Origin of the sequence: Maribacter sp. MAR_2009_72 (genome assembly GCF_007827235.1) — a bacterium.
GTDB lineage: Bacteria > Bacteroidota > Bacteroidia > Flavobacteriales > Flavobacteriaceae > Maribacter > Maribacter sedimenticola.
Genome location: NZ_VISB01000001.1, coordinates 1,190,360 through 1,212,248 on the forward strand (window position 1 = coordinate 1,190,360; position 21,889 = coordinate 1,212,248).

The 21,889-nt window shown below is 39.4% G+C and carries 18 protein-coding genes; 5 read left to right on the forward strand and 13 right to left on the reverse strand.

Annotated elements, in window-relative coordinates; translation table 11 throughout:
- Positions 1–75: 75 nt before the first annotated feature.
- The 3 genes from JM81_RS05090 to JM81_RS05100 form a co-directional block, all read right to left on the reverse strand.
- Positions 76–477, reverse strand: coding sequence for a hypothetical protein (locus JM81_RS05090; protein ID WP_144801088.1), 402 nt, complete (start codon positions 475–477; stop codon positions 76–78).
- Positions 478–548: 71 nt separating this feature from the next.
- Positions 549–1,478, reverse strand: coding sequence for a L,D-transpeptidase (locus JM81_RS05095; RefSeq protein WP_144801090.1), 930 nt, complete (start codon positions 1,476–1,478; stop codon positions 549–551).
- Positions 1,479–1,514: 36 nt separating this feature from the next.
- Entirely contained in the window at positions 1,515–2,267 is a 753-nt protein-coding gene (locus tag JM81_RS05100; RefSeq protein ID WP_144801092.1) for a TIGR00730 family Rossman fold protein, read from the reverse strand.
- Positions 2,268–2,608: 341 nt separating this feature from the next.
- Between JM81_RS05100 and pta the strand changes: the two genes are divergently transcribed.
- The 4 genes from pta (at position 2,609) to JM81_RS05120 (ending at position 7,808) form a co-directional block, all read left to right on the forward strand.
- Positions 2,609–4,702, forward strand: a complete 2,094-nt coding sequence (gene pta / locus JM81_RS05105; RefSeq protein WP_144801094.1) for a phosphate acetyltransferase — start codon at positions 2,609–2,611, stop codon at positions 4,700–4,702.
- 10 nt (positions 4,703–4,712) lie between these two features.
- On the forward strand, positions 4,713–5,897 hold the full coding sequence (locus tag JM81_RS05110) for an acetate/propionate family kinase (protein WP_144801096.1): 1,185 nt from the start codon (positions 4,713–4,715) through the stop codon (positions 5,895–5,897).
- A gap of 320 nt (positions 5,898–6,217) precedes the next feature.
- Positions 6,218–6,952 (forward strand): ferritin-like domain-containing protein, encoded by a 735-nt coding sequence (locus JM81_RS05115; RefSeq protein ID WP_144801098.1) that lies wholly within the window; start codon positions 6,218–6,220, stop codon positions 6,950–6,952.
- 25 nt (positions 6,953–6,977) lie between these two features.
- Positions 6,978–7,808, forward strand: coding sequence for a ferritin-like domain-containing protein (locus tag JM81_RS05120; protein ID WP_144801100.1), 831 nt, complete (start codon positions 6,978–6,980; stop codon positions 7,806–7,808).
- 259 nt (positions 7,809–8,067) lie between these two features.
- Here the strand turns inward: JM81_RS05120 and JM81_RS05125 are convergent, their stop codons facing one another.
- Positions 8,068–9,213 (reverse strand): site-2 protease family protein, encoded by a 1,146-nt coding sequence (locus JM81_RS05125; protein WP_261374968.1) that lies wholly within the window; start codon positions 9,211–9,213, stop codon positions 8,068–8,070.
- Between the two features lie 54 nt (positions 9,214–9,267).
- On the opposite strand from JM81_RS05125, the gene JM81_RS05130 reads away from it, so the two are divergent.
- Entirely contained in the window at positions 9,268–10,203 is a 936-nt protein-coding gene (locus JM81_RS05130; RefSeq protein ID WP_144801102.1) for a 1-phosphofructokinase family hexose kinase, read from the forward strand.
- A 15-nt stretch (positions 10,204–10,218) separates the two neighbouring features.
- Here the strand turns inward: JM81_RS05130 and JM81_RS05135 are convergent, their stop codons facing one another.
- The 9 genes from JM81_RS05135 to thiC form a co-directional block, all read right to left on the reverse strand.
- Positions 10,219–11,523: a TolC family protein gene (locus JM81_RS05135; RefSeq protein WP_144801104.1), complete on the reverse strand. Its 1,305-nt coding sequence runs from the start codon at positions 11,521–11,523 to the stop codon at positions 10,219–10,221.
- 1 nt (position 11,524) lies between these two features.
- Positions 11,525–14,605 (reverse strand): efflux RND transporter permease subunit, encoded by a 3,081-nt coding sequence (locus JM81_RS05140; protein WP_144801106.1) that lies wholly within the window; start codon positions 14,603–14,605, stop codon positions 11,525–11,527.
- Entirely contained in the window at positions 14,605–15,684 is a 1,080-nt protein-coding gene (locus JM81_RS05145) for an efflux RND transporter periplasmic adaptor subunit (RefSeq protein WP_144801108.1), read from the reverse strand. The genes JM81_RS05140 and JM81_RS05145 overlap by 1 nt, the downstream gene beginning before the upstream one ends.
- 295 nt (positions 15,685–15,979) lie before the next feature.
- The gene (gene thiH / locus JM81_RS05150; RefSeq protein WP_144801110.1) at positions 15,980–17,101 is read right to left on the reverse strand and encodes a 2-iminoacetate synthase ThiH; all 1,122 of its coding nucleotides are present in this window, start codon (positions 17,099–17,101) and stop codon (positions 15,980–15,982) included.
- Positions 17,094–17,867, reverse strand: a complete 774-nt coding sequence (locus tag JM81_RS05155; RefSeq protein ID WP_144801112.1) for a thiazole synthase — start codon at positions 17,865–17,867, stop codon at positions 17,094–17,096. The genes thiH and JM81_RS05155 overlap by 8 nt, the downstream gene beginning before the upstream one ends.
- Positions 17,864–18,517 (reverse strand): thiamine phosphate synthase, encoded by a 654-nt coding sequence (gene thiE, locus JM81_RS05160; RefSeq protein WP_144801114.1) that lies wholly within the window; start codon positions 18,515–18,517, stop codon positions 17,864–17,866. The genes JM81_RS05155 and thiE overlap by 4 nt, the downstream gene beginning before the upstream one ends.
- Positions 18,514–19,278: a hydroxymethylpyrimidine/phosphomethylpyrimidine kinase gene (locus tag JM81_RS05165; RefSeq protein ID WP_144801116.1), complete on the reverse strand. Its 765-nt coding sequence runs from the start codon at positions 19,276–19,278 to the stop codon at positions 18,514–18,516. The genes thiE and JM81_RS05165 overlap by 4 nt, the downstream gene beginning before the upstream one ends.
- Positions 19,271–19,858 (reverse strand): thiamine phosphate synthase, encoded by a 588-nt coding sequence (locus JM81_RS05170; RefSeq protein ID WP_144801118.1) that lies wholly within the window; start codon positions 19,856–19,858, stop codon positions 19,271–19,273. Before JM81_RS05170 ends, JM81_RS05165 begins: the two co-directional genes overlap by 8 nt.
- Positions 19,859–20,005: 147 nt before the next feature.
- The gene (gene thiC / locus JM81_RS05175; RefSeq protein WP_144801120.1) at positions 20,006–21,865 is read right to left on the reverse strand and encodes a phosphomethylpyrimidine synthase ThiC; all 1,860 of its coding nucleotides are present in this window, start codon (positions 21,863–21,865) and stop codon (positions 20,006–20,008) included.
- Between the last annotated feature and the right edge of the window lie 24 nt (positions 21,866–21,889).

Below are 21,889 nucleotides of genomic sequence, written 5' to 3' on the forward strand. Positions count from 1 at the left end.
TTTCATATACATCAATGTTAGTCGCCCAAATTCTCAACAAGGAATTTGAACTAAATAAATTAAAAATCGATTATGTTATGAAAAGCGCGGGGGCTGTAAGATACCCTGGGTATGTAATGTGGATGTAGGCGCATGGTAATGAAAATTTGCGGCGCTATAATCCAAAAATTCCACTAGGTTAAAATCTGCCTTATAGGTATTTATAAAAATGTCCGCTATACAGGTGTGTGACTTACTACTGTGATTAAACGGCAGTTTTTCATGGTCTTTCTTCTCTTCTTGATGGTCCCTTTGGTGCTCTGCCTTTAATTCACCATAATGTTTGGACAGAAAAACGATAATATTGTCCCCATACCGTTCACTATGGAACTGCGCATGCTCTATCAATTCATCCAATTGAACGATATCGTCATAGTGCACACCAAAACTTTGCAGCATGATCAGCGATGATAATAGTATGGAAAAAAGCTTATTCACTTTAGTAAAATTAATAAAATTATGTTTGCACAAGTTTCTTGACACGTTCAAAAAGCCAATTCATATTCATTCTAATTTGATAGATTATACACATCCTTTAAAACGGAAATGACCATACCTTCATCATACGTTTTCAAGTCATATCGTATACGGAGTTTGGTACCTAAAGGGGCATAGTAATAGACCCTCCAAGAATCTGCTTCGCCTAAACCTATACAACCATTGGAATACGCTTTACCCAAGGTATTAGGATTTGTGGTGGGGTGAATCATTTGACCGTTCCTAATTGCATTGATCTCCGTCTCTATCCATGGTATTTGTGGCATCATCGTAGTTTTTCCATCATCCCTTTTGGTTACATAAAAACGCTTGCCGTTTACTGGGTTATAAAAATCAGGATGCCTTACATGTTTAATGATGGAACCTTTGCCCGTTTTTGTCCTTAAATCTGTTACACGGTCACCAAATTTTAGGTATCGCTTCCTATGCAAGCCCACTCTAACCGGAAACGTATATAACAATATGGAATCTTGAAAGATGCGCAGTTTATATTCCGGTACATTTACATCAATTTCCGTATTTGAAAATGCTTCCAACAATTTACATGCACTTAACGAATCTGGAATATGGAGTTGACTTCCTTTAGGTAATACGATCATTTGTCTTTGATCATATACAAATGAATCACGAGCAATCATTCTATAATAATCCGTGTTTTCCAAAGTATCTATAATCCAAGGATTATGACGTACCAACAAATGTTCCGATAAATCATATGGCACAATGCTATCATATGTATTGACCACAGAATCCATGAACTGAAAATAGGCACCTACTTTTACATCGTTCAATATCTGAACAAACCTCTTCTCCTCTACCAATGGCCTATAGTCCATTGCCACACCAATACTATCCCTTTGCACGTTCTCTGCATGATGTTGTGTATTTCTCTGGCAGGCGACAAAAAAAACCAAACAACATATCTGTATCGTTATTTTCATATGTCTTAAATGATTTTTGACCATTATAATTTTTATCTAGCGTTTACTTTCACCAAACCACCATCGTGTTCGCATGGGTTTTTTAATGAGCCCAAATCTTTTAACTGCATGTTCCTTTAAATGAGCCTTCATTTCCTCAACGGAATCGGTTAAAAACATCAAATCCAAATCTTCTTTTGAAATACTTTCATTTTCAGCCATAATCTCAATATGCCTGTATAGTTCCTTATGGTATTCCTTACCGAAAATAATTACGGGGAAATTGTGGATCATTTTTGTCTGTATCAACGTTACCGCTTCAAACAGTTCATCTAACGTGCCTATACCGCCAGGCATTACAACAAATGCATACGAGTACTTCAACAACAAAAACTTGCGTACAAAAAAATATGGTATGTTGATCCATTTATGCAAATAGGGATTGGGCTCCTGTTCATGTGGCAATATAATATTACACCCTACAGAATAACCATTGTTTAGAAAAGCCCCTTTATTTGCTGCTTCCATTATACCGGGACCGCCTCCGGTCATAACGGCAAACCCCATTTCGGACAAAGTTTTACCAACTTCCTCCGCCTGCTTATAATAATCATTTTCCTCAGAAAAACGTGCAGAACCGAACACGGTAACACAGGGGCCTATAAAATGTAGTTTTCTAAATGCCTTGATAAATTGAAACTGCACCTTAAACGTAAACCAAAGTTCCTTGAACCTGCTCCGTGGCCCATCTAGGAAAGCACGCTCTTCCGTTAAAAACCAAGGGGAATCCTTTTTTTTTGTTTTAAGCATTTTCTGTACTTTGATTAAATACCCAACCAAAGTACCTTGAACAAAGTAATTTAAAAATGACAATGCTCATACCTGAACTATGAGCATTGTCATTTTCAGCCATGATTATCCTATTTATGTTTGTCGCTTTTAGTAATGATCGTATGAATTATGGAAATTGGCCTATATAGCATTCAATCTTGTTTCATATCATTTAAAAGGGCCTATTTAGGCGTAACAATACTTATATTTATAACGAAGATTTTTAGCATACGGTTCATTTGAACATTATCCATAACCAAGTATCCGGGATGATACAAAAGCGAACTTTTAAATGTAGTCCATACAAAAAATTACAATACGTGAGCAAAGCCATTTATATTGTCACTACCGAGCCCAATAGCGGAAAATCCATTGTTTCTTTAGGACTTATGCAACTCTTACTGGGCAAGACGGCCAAAGTGGGGTATTTTAGACCTATTATAGACGATGTTCCTGATGGAAAAATAGATAACCATATAGATACCGTCCTAAGTTATTTTAATGTAGACATGGTACCGGAAGAGGCTTATGCCTATACCCGTAGCCATGTGGTTCAACTTAAAAACCAGGATAAGGACGATGAAATCGTAGGGCACATTATCCACAAGTTCAAAACCATTGAAAAACGTTTTGATTTCGTATTAGTGGAAGGAACCGATTTTTCTGGGGAGGGAACAATTATTGAATGGGATATTAATGTGCTCATTGCCAAAAATTTAGGCATCCCCGCAATTATCCTTGCCAGTGGTAAAAACAAAACGTTAGATGAACTTTTGGGCAATCTTTATATGGCCTATGATTCGTTTATGGAAAAAGGTGTTGAAGTACTATTGATCATTGCGAATAAAATACAGCCAGAAAATTTAGATATCGTCAATGAGGGACTGCAGAAAAAACTCCCTGAAAATGTCTTGATCGGTACTATCCCCATGAATACCATTTTAGGACGCCCAACCATCAAGGAAATATCGCAAGAATTAGATGCCAAAATATTATTTGGCGAAGCATTTATAAATAACCAAGTAGCCGGTTTTGGTGTTGGTGCCATGCAACTACGTAATTATATCACCCATTTAAAGGAAGATAGCCTGGTCATTACTCCCGGTGACAGGGCAGATATTATTTTAGGTGCTTTGCAAGCCAATATCTCAACCAACTACCCCAAACTTTCCGGTATAGTATTAACGGGCGGACTCCTTCCTGAAGATTCCATTACAAAATTGATTGAGGGCCTAACGGATATCATCCCCATACTTTCTGTTGCCGGTGGCACCTATGCGGTAACCAATAAAATTGGTACCATAAGACCTCGTATATATGCTGATAATACAGAGAAAATCTTGACCTCTATCCAAGAATTTGAAAAACACGTGCCCACCAAGGAATTATCTGAACGCTTGATTACCTTCAAGGCAAAGGGCATTACCCCTAGAATGTTCCAATATAATTTGCTGCAAAAGGCCAAATCCTCCAAAAAGCATATTGTACTGCCCGAAGGACTTGATGAACGTATCCTTTTAGCCACTAAAAAATTAATAGATGCGGATGCGGTCTCCATTACTTTATTGGGCAACAAAGAACAGATTAGGACAAAAATTACTGAATTGGATATTGACCTTGACCTTGAGACCATTAATATCATTGATCCAACTGCATCACCAGTTTTTGATGAGTACGCCAATACCTTATTTGAATTAAGGAAACATAAAAATGTGAACTTGGCCATGGCCAAGGATTTAATGGAAGATGTTTCTTATTACGGTACAATGATGGTTTATAAAGGACATGCGGATGGTATGGTATCCGGAGCGGTACACACTACCCAACACACCATTCGGCCTGCGTTACAATTTATTAAGACCAGACCTGACGTATCCATAGTCTCCTCCATTTTCTTTATGTGCTTGCCCAATAGGGTTACCGTTTTTGGCGATTGCGCGATAAATCCAAACCCAACAGCTGAACAATTGTCAGAAATTGCCATTTCCTCTGCCGCCACAAGTACCGCATTTGGCATAGAACCAAAAATTGCCATGCTATCCTATTCCTCAGGTGCATCTGGCGTAGGAGAAGATGTGGACAGGGTTCGCAAGGCTACTGAAATCATCAAAACAAAAAGACCCGATCTAAAGGTAGAAGGACCAATACAGTATGATGCCGCCGTAGATGCCAAGGTAGGATTAAGTAAGTTACCCGATTCTGAAGTTGCCGGACAAGCAAGTGTATTCATTTTTCCCGATTTAAATACCGGCAACAATACATACAAGGCCGTGCAACGGGAAACAGGAGCATTGGCAATTGGACCTATGTTACAGGGATTGAACAAGCCCGTAAACGATTTAAGCCGTGGTTGTACGGTAGAAGATATATTTAATACCGTAATCATCACCGCCATACAGGCGCAAGGCCTTTAACTCAATTTTCATGAATATCTTAATTATAAATTCCGGTAGTTCTTCCATCAAATATCAACTTTTGAACATGCCTTCCGCACAAATTATTTGCGCAGGTATAATTGAGCGTATTGGCAGTATCGATGCCATTTCTTCCTTTACATCAAAAGATCATAAGATAGAAAGGACCTGCACGATAAACAACCACAGGGAAGGTCTGGAAAGAATAACGGAATTACTTTTAGATTCTGAAAAAGGAGTTATTGAAAGTACGGACAACATTGATGCCATAGGCCACCGGGTGGTACATGGGGGAAGCACTTACACAAAAACCACCTTAATAAATGATGATGTAAAAAAGAGTATAAAAAAACTATCTCCTTTGGCGCCACTTCATAATCCTGCCAATTTAGTAGGCATAGAAATGGCGGAAGCGATCTTTAAAAACGCTCAGCAAGTTGCCGTCTTTGACACCGCTTTTCATGGTACTATTCCCGTAAAGGCCAAACAATATGCCATTCCCCTACCCTTATATGACGAAAAAGGCGTACAGGCGTACGGATTTCATGGTACCAGTCACAAATATGTATCTGAAAAAGCAAATGCTTATTTAAACAATCAAAAGACCAATGTAATTGCAATTCACTTAGGGAATGGGTGTAGTATTACGGCCATCAAAAATGGTAAAAGTATAGACCACAGTATGGGTTTTGCACCGTCTAACGGATTAATTATGGGAACACGTAGTGGAGATATTGACCACTCCATAATTTTCTATATGGTTGACACCCTGGGCTATAGCCTATCCGAAATAAATGAACTTCTGAACAAAAAAAGCGGTATGCTTGGCCTTACTGGCTATAATGATTTGCGGGATATTGAAAGCCAGGCAAGTAATGGTAACCAAAAATGTATGCTGGCCCTAGAGATGAACGCCTACCGCATAAAAAAATATATAGGCGCCTATACTGCCGCCATGAACGGATTAGATGCCATAATCTTTACGGCCGGAATTGGGGAAAATTCTAGCTTAATGCGTAAGCTTGTTTGCCAAAATATGAGCCATTTTAATATAGTTTTGGACGATGCTAAAAATGATTTAAGAGCGGCAACTATCCGTGAAGTAAACACCATTGATTCCAAGGTTAAGATTCTGGTGGTTCCAACCAATGAAGAATTGGAAATTGCCCAACAAGTGTATCAATTACTTACCTAAAAACATTCTAATAGTACTGATTTATTGGAATAGTTATTGTGATATTTTTGTAATTATTGCAAATGGCTATAGGTTTCTAAAATTATATGTATATGGGCTAAATTGATTTAATTATGCTCAGAAATTCAACTTCTTATTTCTCATAATACAATCAGAACATAAACTTACTTTGATAGAATAGATATTCGGATTTATAGTGCTGCGATATGCTTTCTCCAATTAATTTAACACTCACCTATAAGGTTTTAACATTTCTTTAGAAACCTTCATTACAACATCCCGTAGGTATTAATAGAAATGTAATCTAAAATCTAAATATCATGGAGAAAAAAATTATTAAAGTTGATTCCAATAATAAAGCCAAGAACCGCCGTAGGTTTTTACAACTTAGTGGTATGGGCCTTGTAGGTGCCAGCTTATTGGTAGCGTGTAGCAATGACGATGACGGTATGGCAATGATGCCTCCAGAAGGTGAAGATGGAATTTTTGATTTAGGTTCTGGCGATTTAGGTGTTTTAAACTATGCCTATGCCCTAGAACAATTAGAAGCCGATTTTTATACTAAAGTTGTTAATTCCTTTTATGCAAATATTAGCGATGAAGAACGATTGGTACTGACGGATTTATATAATCATGAGGTAAACCATAGAGATTTTTTCAAGACGGCTATTACAGCGGCGGTTGGTAGTAATACAGAATTAGTTTTACCAAGGTTAGAATTTGATTATGGAGATTTAGATTTCAACAACAGAGACCAAGTTTTAGGTACTGCAAAAATTTTGGAAGACACAGGTGTTGCCGCTTACAATGGTGCAGGTAGACTTTTAACTAGCCCAGACTATTTGCTTTTAGCCGGTAAAATTGTTTCCGTAGAAGCAAGACATGCTTCGGCCATTAGAACATTGATTAACCCGGGGTCTGCTGATTTTGCCGGTGATGATACTGTTGATGTAATGAGCGGATTAGATGTGGCACTTGATCCATCGGATATTCTTGCTGCAGTAGGTGCAACCGGATTTATAACTACACCGTTCACCGCAAACAATTTACCTTAAACAATAACCTGAAAAAAAAAGTATTATGAGTATTATAAAATTTTTAGATGAATTTACTACAGATAATTTACTGGATAGTAAATCTTCACGAAGAGATATATTTGGAACGTTTGGTTCATTAACAAAAAAAGCCGCTTTGGCCGCTGTTCCTTTTGGTTTGGCTACCATGCCCAAGAAAGCATTTGCACAGTCTATGTCCGCAGATCCAGTGGGTGCTTTGCAATTAGCACTTACATTGGAATATTTGGAAGATGAATTTTATGATTTAGCCTTACAATCCGGAGTGTTACCTTCTGGTAGACCAGAAACAGTTTACATGCAGATTTCCAAACATGAACAGGCACATGTAGATTTTTTGATTGCCGGTTTAGAAGGAGCTGGTGTAACCCCGGTAGAGAAACCAACTTTTGACTTTACCGCTGGTGGAACGTTTGACCCTTTCAACAATAATGGAACAGGACAAGAGACTGCCTATGCCCAATTATTGGCATTGGCACAAGCTTTTGAAGATACTGGTGTAAGAGCATATAAAGGACAAGCAGGAAATCTTCTAGGTTCTGAATTCTTGACCGCAGCATTACAAATTCATTCTGTGGAGGCAAGACATGCATCGGAAATTAGACGCCTAAGAGGATTAAAAGGATGGATTACCAATGATGAAAGAGGCATGGGAATGCCAGAAGCTACCCAAGCTGTTTATAATGGTGAGGAAAACATTACCCAAGGTGGCGTTGATGTAACGACATTAGGCTCTGGCGACCCATTTAGCATGGGCGCATCTACCGAAGCTTATGACGAGCCATTAACCGGAGACGAAGCTACAGCTATTGCCAGTCTTTTCATTGTATCGGAATAGGTAACTATTGTTTAGATTAGGTTTGTAAAGGAGGTTGTTTTAAAGCAATCTCCTTTACTTATTTAATGATATTTTTAATCACTATTGCTTCATATTTTCAATAAGACCTACAAGGGAACTATTCTAACTAACAACATTAATTACCTGAAACTATAACAATGTGGTATAATTCCGGTCCCAATCTTTCCACACTACCTCATAGCCTTGCGCTTTCATCATATAGCCCACATATGAACTTGGTTAAGATCAAAATGTCATTTTAAGTAGCTGCAGTTCTCAACAATATAAATTCGCTAATATTGGTCGTATCAATTACACCAACTAGTTTCCCCTGTTCAAGTACTGGAAAAAAACCATTTCCTTCCCTTCCCAACCCTTGCAATACTTTCATTAACCCGTCAGATGAATTAACGGTAGTAAATTTGGTTTGCATGATACTGCCCACCAATGTTTCTGGTGCTTTGGCGTGTTCTATTATATTTTTTTGTGTCAATACACCTACAATTTTTCCATTGTCAACTACCACAAAATCCTTCTCTGTTCCCCCCAAAAGGATTGCAATGACTTCCTTTACTTTATTATGGGTATTCAATTGTGTTATATTGGTCAAGGTAGCATCCTTAACCATATATCCTCTGAGCAAATCTCCCTGTTTTACCATTTGGTTTTCCCCATAGGCGGCAAGAAAGATAAACAGTGCTATCAATAATAAGAAAGGATTAAAAAATAAGCCGAGTACAAAAAATACCACAGCTAACCCTTGACCAAGACTTGCAGCGATTTCAGTAGCCTTTACACGCCCAAGTTTAAAGGATAGCAATGCACGCAATACGCGGCCACCATCCATAGGAAAGGCTGGTTTTAGATTAAAGACGACCAACATTACATTGGCAATAAATAGGTAGAATAAAAAATTCTGTAAGGTTGGTTCATAAAGCAATTCCTCCATAACAATAGCATCAAAATTAAAGTAGCTACGTACCGGGACTACCAAGAGAAGTAAAATGGCAATAATGATATTCAACGCAGGACCTGCCAATGTAATCCATAACTCCTGCGCAGGTTTTTCTGGCATTTTTTCCAATGTTGCAACACCGCCTATTGGCAATAAAAGTATGTTCTTGGTCTGTACCCCAAATTTTTTAGCGGTCAGGGCATGCCCCAATTCATGTAAAACGACACAGAAGAACAATACCACAATAAGGGCTTCATTGAGCAATATTCTGTTTAGACCACTGCCTTTCTGAAACTCTAAAAACGCTACCCATAAAAGTAAAAGTATAAAGGTCCAGTGAACTTCAATCTTTATTCCGGATACCTTTCCTAAACGCATGACACCTTTCATAACTACCAATTTTATACCAAGATATTCTAGACCTTGATCTATACCAATGACAATGGTCATAGCACCAACATATTCCTACGGCTATATTTGAACTATGTTTTGAACATTACCACCATGAACAGAATTATTACTCTTACCGTAAACCCTGCGGTCGATAAAAGCACCACGGTCAATGGTATAGTGCCCGATAATAAATTAAGATGCGGCACCCCGGTATATGAACCCGGAGGGGGCGGAATCAATGTGTCTCGCGTAATACAGGAACTTGGGGGCACTTCCTTATGTATGTATTTATCCGGCGGACCTACTGGGATTCATCTTCAGGAACAATTGACAGATTTACAAATTGACCAACAGATAATCCCTATATCTGGTTGGGTACGTGAAAACCTTGCCGTAACCGATACCAAGAACAATGCCCAATACCGATTTGGAATGCCCGGACCCATAGTTCAAAAAACGGAATGGCAAAGAACATTAAAACAACTGGATACCGTTCTTGAAGAAGATGATTTCTTGGTAGCAAGTGGAAGTCTTTGCCCTGGTATGCCCTTAGACTTTTTTGCCCAAGTTGCTAAAATAACAACAAAGAATAAGGCCAAATATATTTTGGACACCTCTGGAGAAGCATTGATAAAAGGTGCAAAAGAAGGGGTTTACCTCTTGAAACCAAATTTGGGCGAGTTGGCTACGCTATGCGGCATTGAAGCAATTACCTATACGGAACTTGAAGCCGTTGCCAAGCATTTCCTCAAAAATAATACATGTAAAGTGCTGGTAATCTCAATGGGTCCAAAAGGAGCCATGGTCGTTGCCAATGATATGGCCTTTCATATAAAATCGCCCGTTGTCTTACAAAAAAGCACCATTGGCGCCGGTGATAGTATGGTAGCGGGTATGGTGTTGGCCCTTTCTAAAAATAAATCAATCAAGGAAATGGGTATTTACGGAGTAGCCTGTGGTACGGCGGCAACCATGACAGAAGGTTCACAACTTTGTAAAAAGAACGATGTAGATGAGCTGAACAGCTGGATTTTGGAAAATTCCTAAATAATGGACAACTGATTATATGGCCAAATCTCCGGACAACTGCCTTAAAATAATTTCCGATAGCTTAGCCTGAAACTTGGCATTGCTAAACCTCACCTTGGCATTAATATAGTTTAATTGCGCAGTTCTAAACTCTAACGTTGGTATTATGCCTATGCGATATTTCTCTACGGTTATGTCTAAATTCTCCTTTGCTATGGCCTCATTACTTTCTTCCAATTCAATTAAACTGATATTGGTCAGATAGGTTTGATACGTAGTACTAAGAATAGATAATAACTCTTGTTGCTGTTGGGCAATGGCAATTTCAGCATTCTCCAACTCTAAACGTCCTATTTTTTCATTTCTGTTTTGATTAAAGCCATCAAAAAGATTTAAAGTGGCCCCAAAACCATAATTAAAACCTCTGGAATTGGCACTCGTAGTAAACCCAAGACTTGATTCTGACCTGCCAAAATTATAACCTGTTGTTGCAAAAACAGTAGGATATCTGGCCGCACGTACCTGTTTTAACTCCAATTCATTTATACGTTTGTTAATACGCTCTGCATTTAATTGTGGGTTATTAGAGATGACATCCGCTTCCAACTCCGGTAATAAAAGACTTTCATCTACATTAATTTCCGTAGCGACCACAAATGCCGTCTTTAAATTTCGTGCCAGTTGTTCATTCAATTGGATTTTGGTGTTGGCATATAATTCCCTCTGCCGCTGCATTAGCGTTTGGTCCGTATTTAAATCTACCTGGGCGTTCAGGACTTCCAATTTTGAGGCCTTACCAATGGTAAACCTATTTTGGGCCAGCTCAACCCGTTGTTTGGATATTAGTATGGTACTATCCAAGGCCGTTAGCTGTTGCTGTTGCTGTACCAAATCATAATAAGTGATCATTACTTCGCCCACTTTGGTCAAAATAACTTGTTTTAGTTCTACCTCGCCCAAATTCTGATTTTGTTTCAATTGTTCCAGATTGGCGAACATGCGTAGGCCGTCAAACAATGTCCAATCCATGGCCACACCATAATTTAAACTATTGTTCTTTGCATTGTCCTGTTCTACCTGGGAACCATCTGAACGGGTTTGCGATAAATTCTGCACACTATTATTATCCGTAATACGGGCTTCCAAAGTAGGAAGCATGCCTGCATAACCCGGACTTACCCCTATGGAATCAATTGCGAGATTATTGCTGGCGGTAATAATACTGTAATTATTCTCTATTGCTATTTTTACCGCTTCCTGCAAGGAGAGCACTTCTTGTCCCCGGACATTGCATCCAACTATGAATACAACAAAAAATATAATCCTGTAATAATTCATTTTAATATGTTTCAAGCACTTTAAACTCCGGTCTTTCTACTTTTTCACGTGACCACAGCATATAAAGTGCAGGAATTACAAATAACGTTAGCAATAAGGAGAACATGGTCCCACCAATGATCACTACCCCCATGCCTATTCTACTGGTAGAAGCCGCTCCCAAGGATAACGCTATGGGCAAAGCTCCCAAAGCTATGGTTAAACTGGTCATAAGAATAGGCCGTAGTCTAGATTCCGATGCCTGTAAAATTGATTCTCTTTTTCCTAATCCCTGTTCCCGTAATTGATTGGCAAATTCTACAATAAGAATACCGTTCTTGGTTACCAGACCAATTAACATTATGGTGCCTATTTGACTGAAAATATTCCATGACTGTCCAAATAACCACAAGGAAAACATGGCTCCGGCAACGGCCATAGGCACGGTCAGGATAATGATGAAGGGATCTATAAAACTTTCAAATTGTGCAGCAAGAATTAAGAAAATCAACAGTAATGCCAATCCAAAAGCAAAAAGGGTATTTGAACTACTTTCAACAAAATCCCTTGATTCTCCACCCAAATCCGTAGTAAAGGATTCATCCAATACTTTATCTTTTATCCGCTCCATGGCCTCTATACCGTCGTTGATAGTTTTACCGGGTGCTAAATTTGCAGATACGGTGGCAGACATATACCTATTATTGTGATATAGTTGTGGTGGACTACTATGTTCTGATGTTTGAACCAGGTTATCTAATTGAATCAACAAACCGTCCTTATTTTTGACAAAGATTGATGTTAAATCCATCGGTGCATTTCTGTCCTCTTTATCAAATTGACCAATTACTTGATATTGCTTTCCGTTCATTAGAAAATATCCAAAACGTTGTCCGCTCAAAGATAGTTGCAGGGTTTGGGCAACATCTATTACGGACACCCCTAAACTCTCAGCCTTCTCACGGTCTATGGTCACATAGATTTCCGGTTTGTCAAATTTTAGATTAACGTCTACAAAAGAAAACGTCTCATCATTTTCGGCCTCAGCCATAAATGCAGGAATATTTTCTTCTAACTTCTTAAAGTTCTGTGCCTGAATAATGTATTGGATCGGGGGTCCACCTCTTCTATTTACGGATATTGTTGGCCGTTCAGATACGTTGGACTTACCACCAACATATGCCTTAGCCCATCTGCCCAAATCTTCCGCAATTTCATGTTGGGAACGTTCCCGTTCACTAGGATCTACCAAAGCAACGTTGGCCCTACCACTATTTACGGAAGATGATCCAAAACCTGGTGAAGTAAGTACAAGGCTTACTTTCTTTTCTGGTATGGAATCATTGATCAAGTCAGTAATATTCGTCATAAGACGATCCATGTATTCATAGGATGATCCTTCTGGTGCGCGCACGTTCAGCCGCACAAAACTACGGTCATCATAAGGTGCGGTTTCTTTTGGAAGTAGTATGTAGAACACCGCAATTAATCCTAAACATCCTGCCAAAATTGGAAAACTCAACCACTTTCTTTTCATAAATTCCCTAAGCGATTCTGCATAGGAACGGTTCATTCTCAAAAAATACTTCTCCGTAAAATGATAGAATTTTGATTGTTTCTGTTTGCCGGGTTTGATCAAGTAGGCATTAAGCATAGGGGTCAGTGACAAAGAAACAAATGCGGAAATCAATACTGCCGCACCTAAGACCACCCCAAACTCACGGAAAAGCCTGCCTACAAAACCTTCCAAAAAGATTACCGGAAGAAACACTGCTGCCAATGTTATTGAAATGGATATGACCGCAAAGAATATTTCATTAGACCCTTTTATGGCCGCCTCTATAGGGCTCATACCCTCTTCTACTTTTTTATAAATATTTTCCGTTACCACAATACCATCATCCACTACAAGTCCCGTGGCAAGTACAATGGCCAAAAGTGTAAGCACATTAATACTATACCCAAACAGCCACATAATAAAGAAAGTGGCTATCAAGGATACGGGAATATCTATTAAGGGCCTTAGGGCCATGGACCAGTTTCTAAAGAAGAAGAAAATGACCAGGATAACCAATACTATTGAAATCAATAAGGTTTCCGCAACCTCGGTTACAGCCCTTCTAACAAAGACCGTATCATCAATTACCACGTTCAATTTAAAACCTTCCGGCAAATCTTTTTTTAGCTTTTCATATTCCTCATAAAAAGCATCCGCAATCTCCAAATAATTGGTTCCTGGTTGTGGAATGACCGCGGTAGCGACCATGGGCTGCCCAGAATCGCTCATCTTGGTCTCCATGTTCTCCCCTTCCAAACTTGCCTTACCAATGTCACTTAAACGAACCAATTTTTCCCCATCTGCCAGAATAATGATATCGTTGAACTGCTCTTCCGTATTAAGGTTCCCGATTGTCTTTACCGTTAACTCCGTATTATCTCCGGTTAATTTTCCAGATGGCAATTCTACGTTCTGTGCCAACAATGCGGTCCTAACATCTGCCACTGTAAGTCCATAGGAAGCCAATTTCAATGGGTCTATCCAAAGGCGCATTGCATACCTTCGCTGTCCCCATATTTGTACGCTACTTACCCCCGGTATCGTTTCTATCCGCTGGGCAATAACGTTCTCTGCGTAGTCTGATAGTTCCAATATATTCTTTCCATCGCTTTGCACGGTCATGGAAAGGATACGTTGTGCATCGGCATCAGATTTGGAGACTACCGGTGGGGCATCCAAATCTTCCGGCAAACGCCTTACCGCTTGTGACACCTTGTCCCTTACATCATTGGCCGCATCTTCAAGATTTTTGTCCAAGTTAAATTCTATACTAATAGAACTTGAACCTTGTACACTAGAAGAAGTTATATTACGTATACCGTCAATGGAATTAATCGCTTTTTCCAATGGTTCAGTGATCTGCGACTCAATTATATCTGCATTGGCACCTGAATAACTGGTTCTCACAGATACTTGCGCCGGATCAATGGAAGGAAATTCACGCACCCCTAAATATGTATAACCAATGATACCGAATAGGATTAAGGTAAGGTTCATTACAATGGTCAAAACCGGTCTTTTTATACTTAAGGTCGATAAGTTCATTATTCTGCGGTTAACGTTACAGGTTCTTCAAATTGAATATTGACGGGAGTACCATTTTTCAAGGCCATTACTCCATAGGTCAAAATAGTGTCCCCTACCTTTAGGCCAGAAACCACCCGTACCTCATTACCCGTCCTTGCCCCGATCTCAACATCGATTTCCTTGGCTTTACCTTGTTCTGCAATAAATATTCTTTTACCGTTCTGTACAGGTATCAAGGCTTCTGACGGTACCATTAGGGCATCATCTATACTTTCCAAAGGCAACATTACATTGGCATATGTTCCCGGGTACAATTTACCTTCCTTGTTTTCCGCAATGGCCCTCATTTTCAATGTTCTAGTAGCAATCTCTACTTCTGGCTCAATGGCATACACCTTGGCCTTATATTCCTCTTTGGAATCTGAAGTAGTAAAACTCAACTGCGAACCTACAGATACCTGAGATGCATATTTTTCCGGAATTGAAAATGTAATCTTGAGCTTACTGGTATTGACCAATTTGGCGATCAATGTCTGTGGGGTTACATAGGTGCCTTTAGAAATATACCTCAACCCAATGGTTCCCGAAAAAGGCGCCCTAACTATAGTTTTTGAAAGTTGCGCCTGTATTAATTGCGATTCTGCACTGGCAGATTGGTAGTCCGCACTCACAATATCATATTCTTCTTGACTTATGGCCTGTTTTTCCAACAATAATTTTGCCCTCCGTTCATTTTCAGAGGCTAGTTTTTGGGCCGTTTGCACTTTGGATAATTGCGCCTGTAACTCTATATCATTGACCTTGAACAACACTTGACCTTCGGTAACCTTACTGCCTTCATTAAAATTAATACGTTCAACAATACCGGAAACCTCACTCCTTATCTCAATTTGTTCATTGGCTTCTATGGTTCCGGATAAGGAAATATTATCATTGAACTGTTGGGCATTGAGCACCATCCCCTTTACAGAAGTTGCTTGTTCTACCGCATCATTGGCCTTAGATCCGCCAATTTCATTGTTTGCATTTATGCGGTATACTATTAGGGCGGTAATTCCTATTAAAAGAAGGCTATAAACAATGTATTTTATTTTCATTTGGAAGTTTGGATAGTTATTTGGCAAACCGGTATCGTCTACTTCACAAATCTAATTCTTAAAGGCTGTTTTATAGAAATGTTAGGTATTATTTAACACCGTTTTAATACACCAATTAGCTCTTTTTATAGATATACACATTAGATTAAAATGTGCATTACACTGTATGACTTCCAATATTTGAAAAGGTTTAACGAAATAAAAATTTTAACATTTTATCCGTTTGAGTGAACTGTATTACCTTAAAACGTTCAATAAGGTTTCGCTAACATGATAAAATATATAACGCTACCTCTTATTCCGAAACCAAATAACTTCTATCCCAATCTTTCCAAACGACTTCATATCCTTGGGATTGGATCATTTCAGTGATTTCCACTGTGCTGCGCTCGTCAGATATTTCAAACTGTTCCAAAGATTCAGGGGCAACCGCATAGCCACCTGGATTGGTTTTTGATTCCGCACTAATGGATGTAATACCCAGGTTAATAATATTATCCCTAAACACTTTACTCTCCCTAGTGGACATGGATAATTCCACATCTTCGTCCAACAGACGATAGGCACAAATTAACTGGACCAAATCCGCATCTGTCATTGCTACCTTGGGCTCCACATCTCCTTGGTGCGGACGTAGCCGTGGAAAGGAGATGGAATACTTGGTTTTCCAATATGTTCTTTGCAAATATTTTAAATGTAACGCCGTATAAAAACTATCTACCCGCCAATCTTCCAAGCCGAATAAAGCACCTAACCCAATTTTATGAATACCCGCCCTACCCAAACGGTCCGGTGTTAACAATCTATAATCAAAATTTGATTTTTTACCTTTTGGATGGTGGGTCCTATATGTTGCCTTATGATAGGTTTCCTGATATACCAAAACTGCATATAGTCCTTCCGCGATCAAGGTTTCATATTCTTCTTGGTCCAATGGCTGTACCTCTATACTAATATTAGAAAAATGTTTACGAATTAAGGCTATGGCATTTTTTAAATATGCTACACCTACCGTTCTGTTGGCTTCTCCCGTTACCAATAGAACATGATCGTAACCCAATTTTTTTATATAGGCCACCTCATCCAAAATCTCCTTATCCGTTAGGGTTTTTCGTTTAATGTTATTGATCATACTGAACCCACAGTAGGTACATATATTTTGGCACTCATTGGAAAGATACAAGGGTATATACATTTGCATGGTTTTCCCAAAACGTTTTTTGGTCAATGCGCTACTTCGCTGTGCCATTTGTTCCAAATATGGTTTGGCCGCAGGGGAAATCAAAGTTTTAAAATCCGATAACGTAATCTTTTCCTTTGCCAACACACGTTCTACATCTAATGAGGTACAGCCGTAAATTTCCTTTTCCAGCGTATGCCAATCATACCGTTCAAAAGTTTCCTTAAAACTATTCATGCAAAAAAGAAGTTAGCGGGCTGCTTGCAGCAGCATGTTCCTGAATAGGTGCCAATTTTGCCAAGTAAGCCATTCTCCCCGCCTCTACGGCCTTTGCGAATGCCATTCCCATAGCTACCGGATCGTCAGAAACAGCAATTGCCGTATTAACCAGAACAGCATCTGCACCCAGCTCCATGGCAAAGGCCGCATGGGACGGTGCGCCAATACCTGCATCAACGATAACCGGTACATTGCTTTGCTCAATGATGATCTCCAAAAAATCTTTGGTCATAATTCCTTTATTACTGCCAATAGGTGCTCCCAATGGCATTACGCACTGTACACCAACTTCTTCCAGGCGTTTGCACAACACGGGGTCTGCGAGTATATAGGGCATAACCACAAAGCCCAACGCTACAAGTTCTTCAGCGGCCCTTAAGGTTTCTACAGGATCTGGCAATAGGTATTTTGGATCCGGATGAATTTCTAACTTTACCCAATTTGTTTCCAAAGCTTCCCGTGCCAATTGAGCTGCAAAAACAGCCTCTTTGGCCGATCTTACTCCAGATGTATTTGGTAAAAGATTAATGTGATTATCCCTTAAATGTACCAATATATCATCTGAAGAATTATGGACCTCTACCCGCTTTAACGCAACGGTCACCAGCTCACTTTTAGAAGCAATAATGGTCTGCCGCATATTTTCCGAGCTTTTAAATTTTCCCGTACCGGTAAACAATCTTGACATAAACGATTTACCGGCAATTGTTAACTTATCTTTCATTTATTTTCATGTTTAAAGGCAGTCCAAACCTGTTCCTGTACATTACCATCCAGTAATTTTTTAAAGTGTGCTATGTTATTAAAATCCCTGGTTATTCCTGCCGATGCCGCTATGCCGTACACCCCGGTCTTTAAGATATCCGGAACGTCTTCCAACGTTATGCCGCCAATGGCAATAATTGGTGTTTCCGTGTTCAGCTTTTTTATGATTGTAACATAACCATCAACACCCAACACGGGACTCAAATTTGCTTTGGTCAATGTGAACCTAAACGGCCCCATACCAATATAATCTACTTTTTTAGCAATTAATTCTTGTGCCTGTTCCAATGTATTGGCCGTTCCACCGATTATTTGCCAAGAATATAAATGTCTACGGGCCGTTTTTGGACAGGTATCGTTCTGTCCTAAATGAACTCCATCAGCTTTTACCTCTTTGGCTATTTTATAATAATCGTTGATAATCAACCGGGTTTGGAAACGACTAGTAATTTCCCGTGCTTGTTCTGCTGCTTTTAAAACGGCAGGTTCTTCAAATTTCTTTAATCGCAACTGCACCAATTCAATGCCACTACTACAGGCATTTTGAATGTTCGATAAATGCTCGTCTACTGTTTTACCTTGCGATATATAATGCAATTTCGGTATCATTCTGTAATTATTTTTTTGTGTAACCCCAGCAAAGAGGGGTGGGAGTTTAAATATTCCTCCGTATATTTTTTAGCGTTTCTAGCGGCATCCTCCAAACCAATATCAAGCGCCAAATTACTGGCAAGTGCAGATGACAACACACATCCACTACCATGTTTTTCCAATACCTCACTTAAAAAGGGGGGTATGTTCACCATAACAATTTGACTATAATACAACTCGTCATACCCCTTTTTATCCGCACGGTGTCCACCTTTTAAATAGATGTTGGTATAATTGGCCATATGCTCAAGTGTCTCTTCAATAGTCATTTGCGGATACAAACACTTAATCTCATCATAATTAGGGGTAACGATGTAACATTTACTCCATATTTCATCCAATACATTTTGTTCTTCGCCATTGTGAAAATCAAACCCTGAGCTTGCTTTTAATATTGGGTCCAAGACAATTTTGACCTTGGGATGTATTGCGTGTAATGTATTTACAATACGGAGCATTGCAGGCCAAGATTCTACAAGCCCTATTTTGACGATGTCAATGGTATATTTTTCAAATAAAACTTCTATCTGAGCCAAAACAGATGGGACGGGCACCCAACTACATTCCTTAAAATCATTCTCATTTTGCACCGTTATGGCCGTACAAACCGAAAGGCCATATAATCCGTGCGCATCAAATGTTTTTATATCTGACGTAATACCGGCGCCACCACTAGGATCGTGACCTGCAATAGAAAGTATGTATTTTAAATTATTCAAAATATTGTTTCATTTTTTTAAAAGATTCAACAGGTTCATTGCTGTTCCAGATACCACCTAACACTCCAACTCCTTTAAAACCTAAAGTTTTGAACTCTTCTATATTTTCAATTGAAACACCCCCCATACCAATGATTGTTTTGTCAATATGGTTTACATCAAACCCACGACCTTTATACCCCGGTTTTGAGATAGAGGAAAAAACAGGACTCAATAAATGATAATCGAATTCAAAATAACAATTGTCCAATACTTCCGGTTCATGAAATGAGCTACTAATGGACTTGCCATACATCTCAAGGTTTTTGAAATAGCGCCCAGGATTGTCAATATGGTCTATTCTGTGTTGTTCTTGAAAATGAATTCCCTTTAAGTCAAATTCATTTACCAGTTCGTGGTACAAGTGTACCACTACCCTATTATGATACTTGACATCCAATTCATTTAAATAAGCTCGGTGGTCCTTTAAACTTTTATGGGGCTTACGCAAATGAAAATAGTGCAACCCTTCATCAAACAATTGGTGAAGAATGTTCAATTCATGTTCCATATCATGCTCCGGGGCTATAACTACTATCATTTATTATGGTTTATATAAAATTCTGTTTTAGGCACTAGTATCATTTAAGTTAGGGATTGAAGCGGCATCCTTTTTTTTTATTTCAAAAAAAAGATACAGCTGAAAGCCCGACCGCACTTTTACAAGTGCGGGAACTACCTACACATTTTACAAATACACTTCTGATCCGTTTTGCTTGAATTCTTCTGATTTTTCCTTCATGCCCTTTTGCATGATTTCATTGTCCACAATATCATTTTCCGCGGCAAAATCCCTCACTTCCTGGGAAATCTTCATGGAGCAGAATTTTGGTCCGCACATAGAGCAGAAATGGGCAATTTTGGCACCGTCTGCCGGCAAGGTCTCATCATGATATTCCAATGCGCGTTCCGGATCTAAACCTAAATTGAACTGATCGCGCCAACGAAATTCAAAACGAGCCATACTCAAGGCATTGTCACGATGCTGCGCCCCAGGATGCCCTTTAGCCAAATCTGCCGCATGAGCCGCAAGTTTATAGGTCACCACGCCAACGCGAACATCTTCCTTATTTGGCAATCCTAAATGTTCTTTTGGGGTTACATAGCACAACATGGCGCAGCCGTACCAACCGATCATGGCGGCACCTATACCCGATGTAATATGATCGTAACCTGGTGCAATATCTGTTGTCAATGGTCCTAAGGTATAAAATGGTGCTTCATCACAGACTTCTATCTGCTTTTCCATATTCTCTTTGATCATGTGCATGGGTACATGCCCAGGTCCTTCTATAAAACACTGTACCTCATGTTTACGGGCAATCTGTGTGAGCTCTCCCAAGGTCTCCAATTCGGCAAATTGTGCTTCATCATTTGCATCTGCAATAGAACCGGGCCGTAGACCGTCACCTAATGAAAAAGCTACGTCATACTGCTTTAATATCTCGCAAATATCTTCAAAATGTGTGTATAAAAAACTCTCTTTATGATGTGCCAAACACCATTTAGCCATGATCGACCCGCCACGGGAGACAATGCCCGTTACACGATTTGCGGTCATGGGCACATAGCGTAACAATACCCCGGCATGTATGGTGAAATAATCCACGCCCTGCTCTGCCTGCTCTATTAGGGTATCCCTAAAAATTTCCCATGTTAAATCTTCTGCAACACCATTTACTTTTTCCAATGCTTGGTAAATGGGCACCGTGCCAACGGGCACCGGTGAGTTTCTTATAATCCACTCCCGGGTTTCGTGGATATTTTGCCCCGTGGAGAGGTCCATAATATTATCTGCCCCCCAACGGCAGGCCCAGACCGCTTTTTCCACTTCTTCCTCTATTGATGATGTTGTGGCGGAATTTCCAATATTGGCATTGATCTTGACCAAAAAATTTCTACCCAAAATCATAGGTTCCGCCTCTGGATGATTAATGTTGGACGGTATTACCGCACGACCCCTGGCTACTTCTTCCCTTACAAACTCCGGTGTGATCTTAGCTGGAATAGAAGCTCCAAAATGCTCCCCTGGATGTTGTTTTCTAATTTGGGTCATTTCATCTATACGCTGATTTTCACGAATAGCAATATATTCCATTTCTGGAGTAATGATGCCTTTTTTGGCATAATGCAGTTGCGTTACGTTCTTACCTTTTTTGGCACGTAGCGGTTTTTTTAATAATGAAAAACGCATATGATCCAAACTGCTATCATTTAAGCGCTCATTACAATATTTAGAGGTAAAACCGGGCAAGCGCTCTACATCTCCACGATCTAGAATCCATGATTCCTTAATACGCTCTATACCTTCATGGACATTGATGACCTTATTGGGGTCTGTATATGGCCCAGAAGTATCATAAACGGTTACAGGTTCATTGGTCGTAACCTTTCCCGTAACAGAATGCTTGGTATCACTAAGCGCTATTTCTCGCATAGCCACTTTTATCTGTGGATGTATACGACCCTTTACATAAATCTTTTTTGAGTTAGGAAAGGGTTGTCTGGTAATTTTACCTTCTTTTGGTGCGGTGTCTTTATTTTTCATTTGAAATGTGTTTTTTAGTTCAGG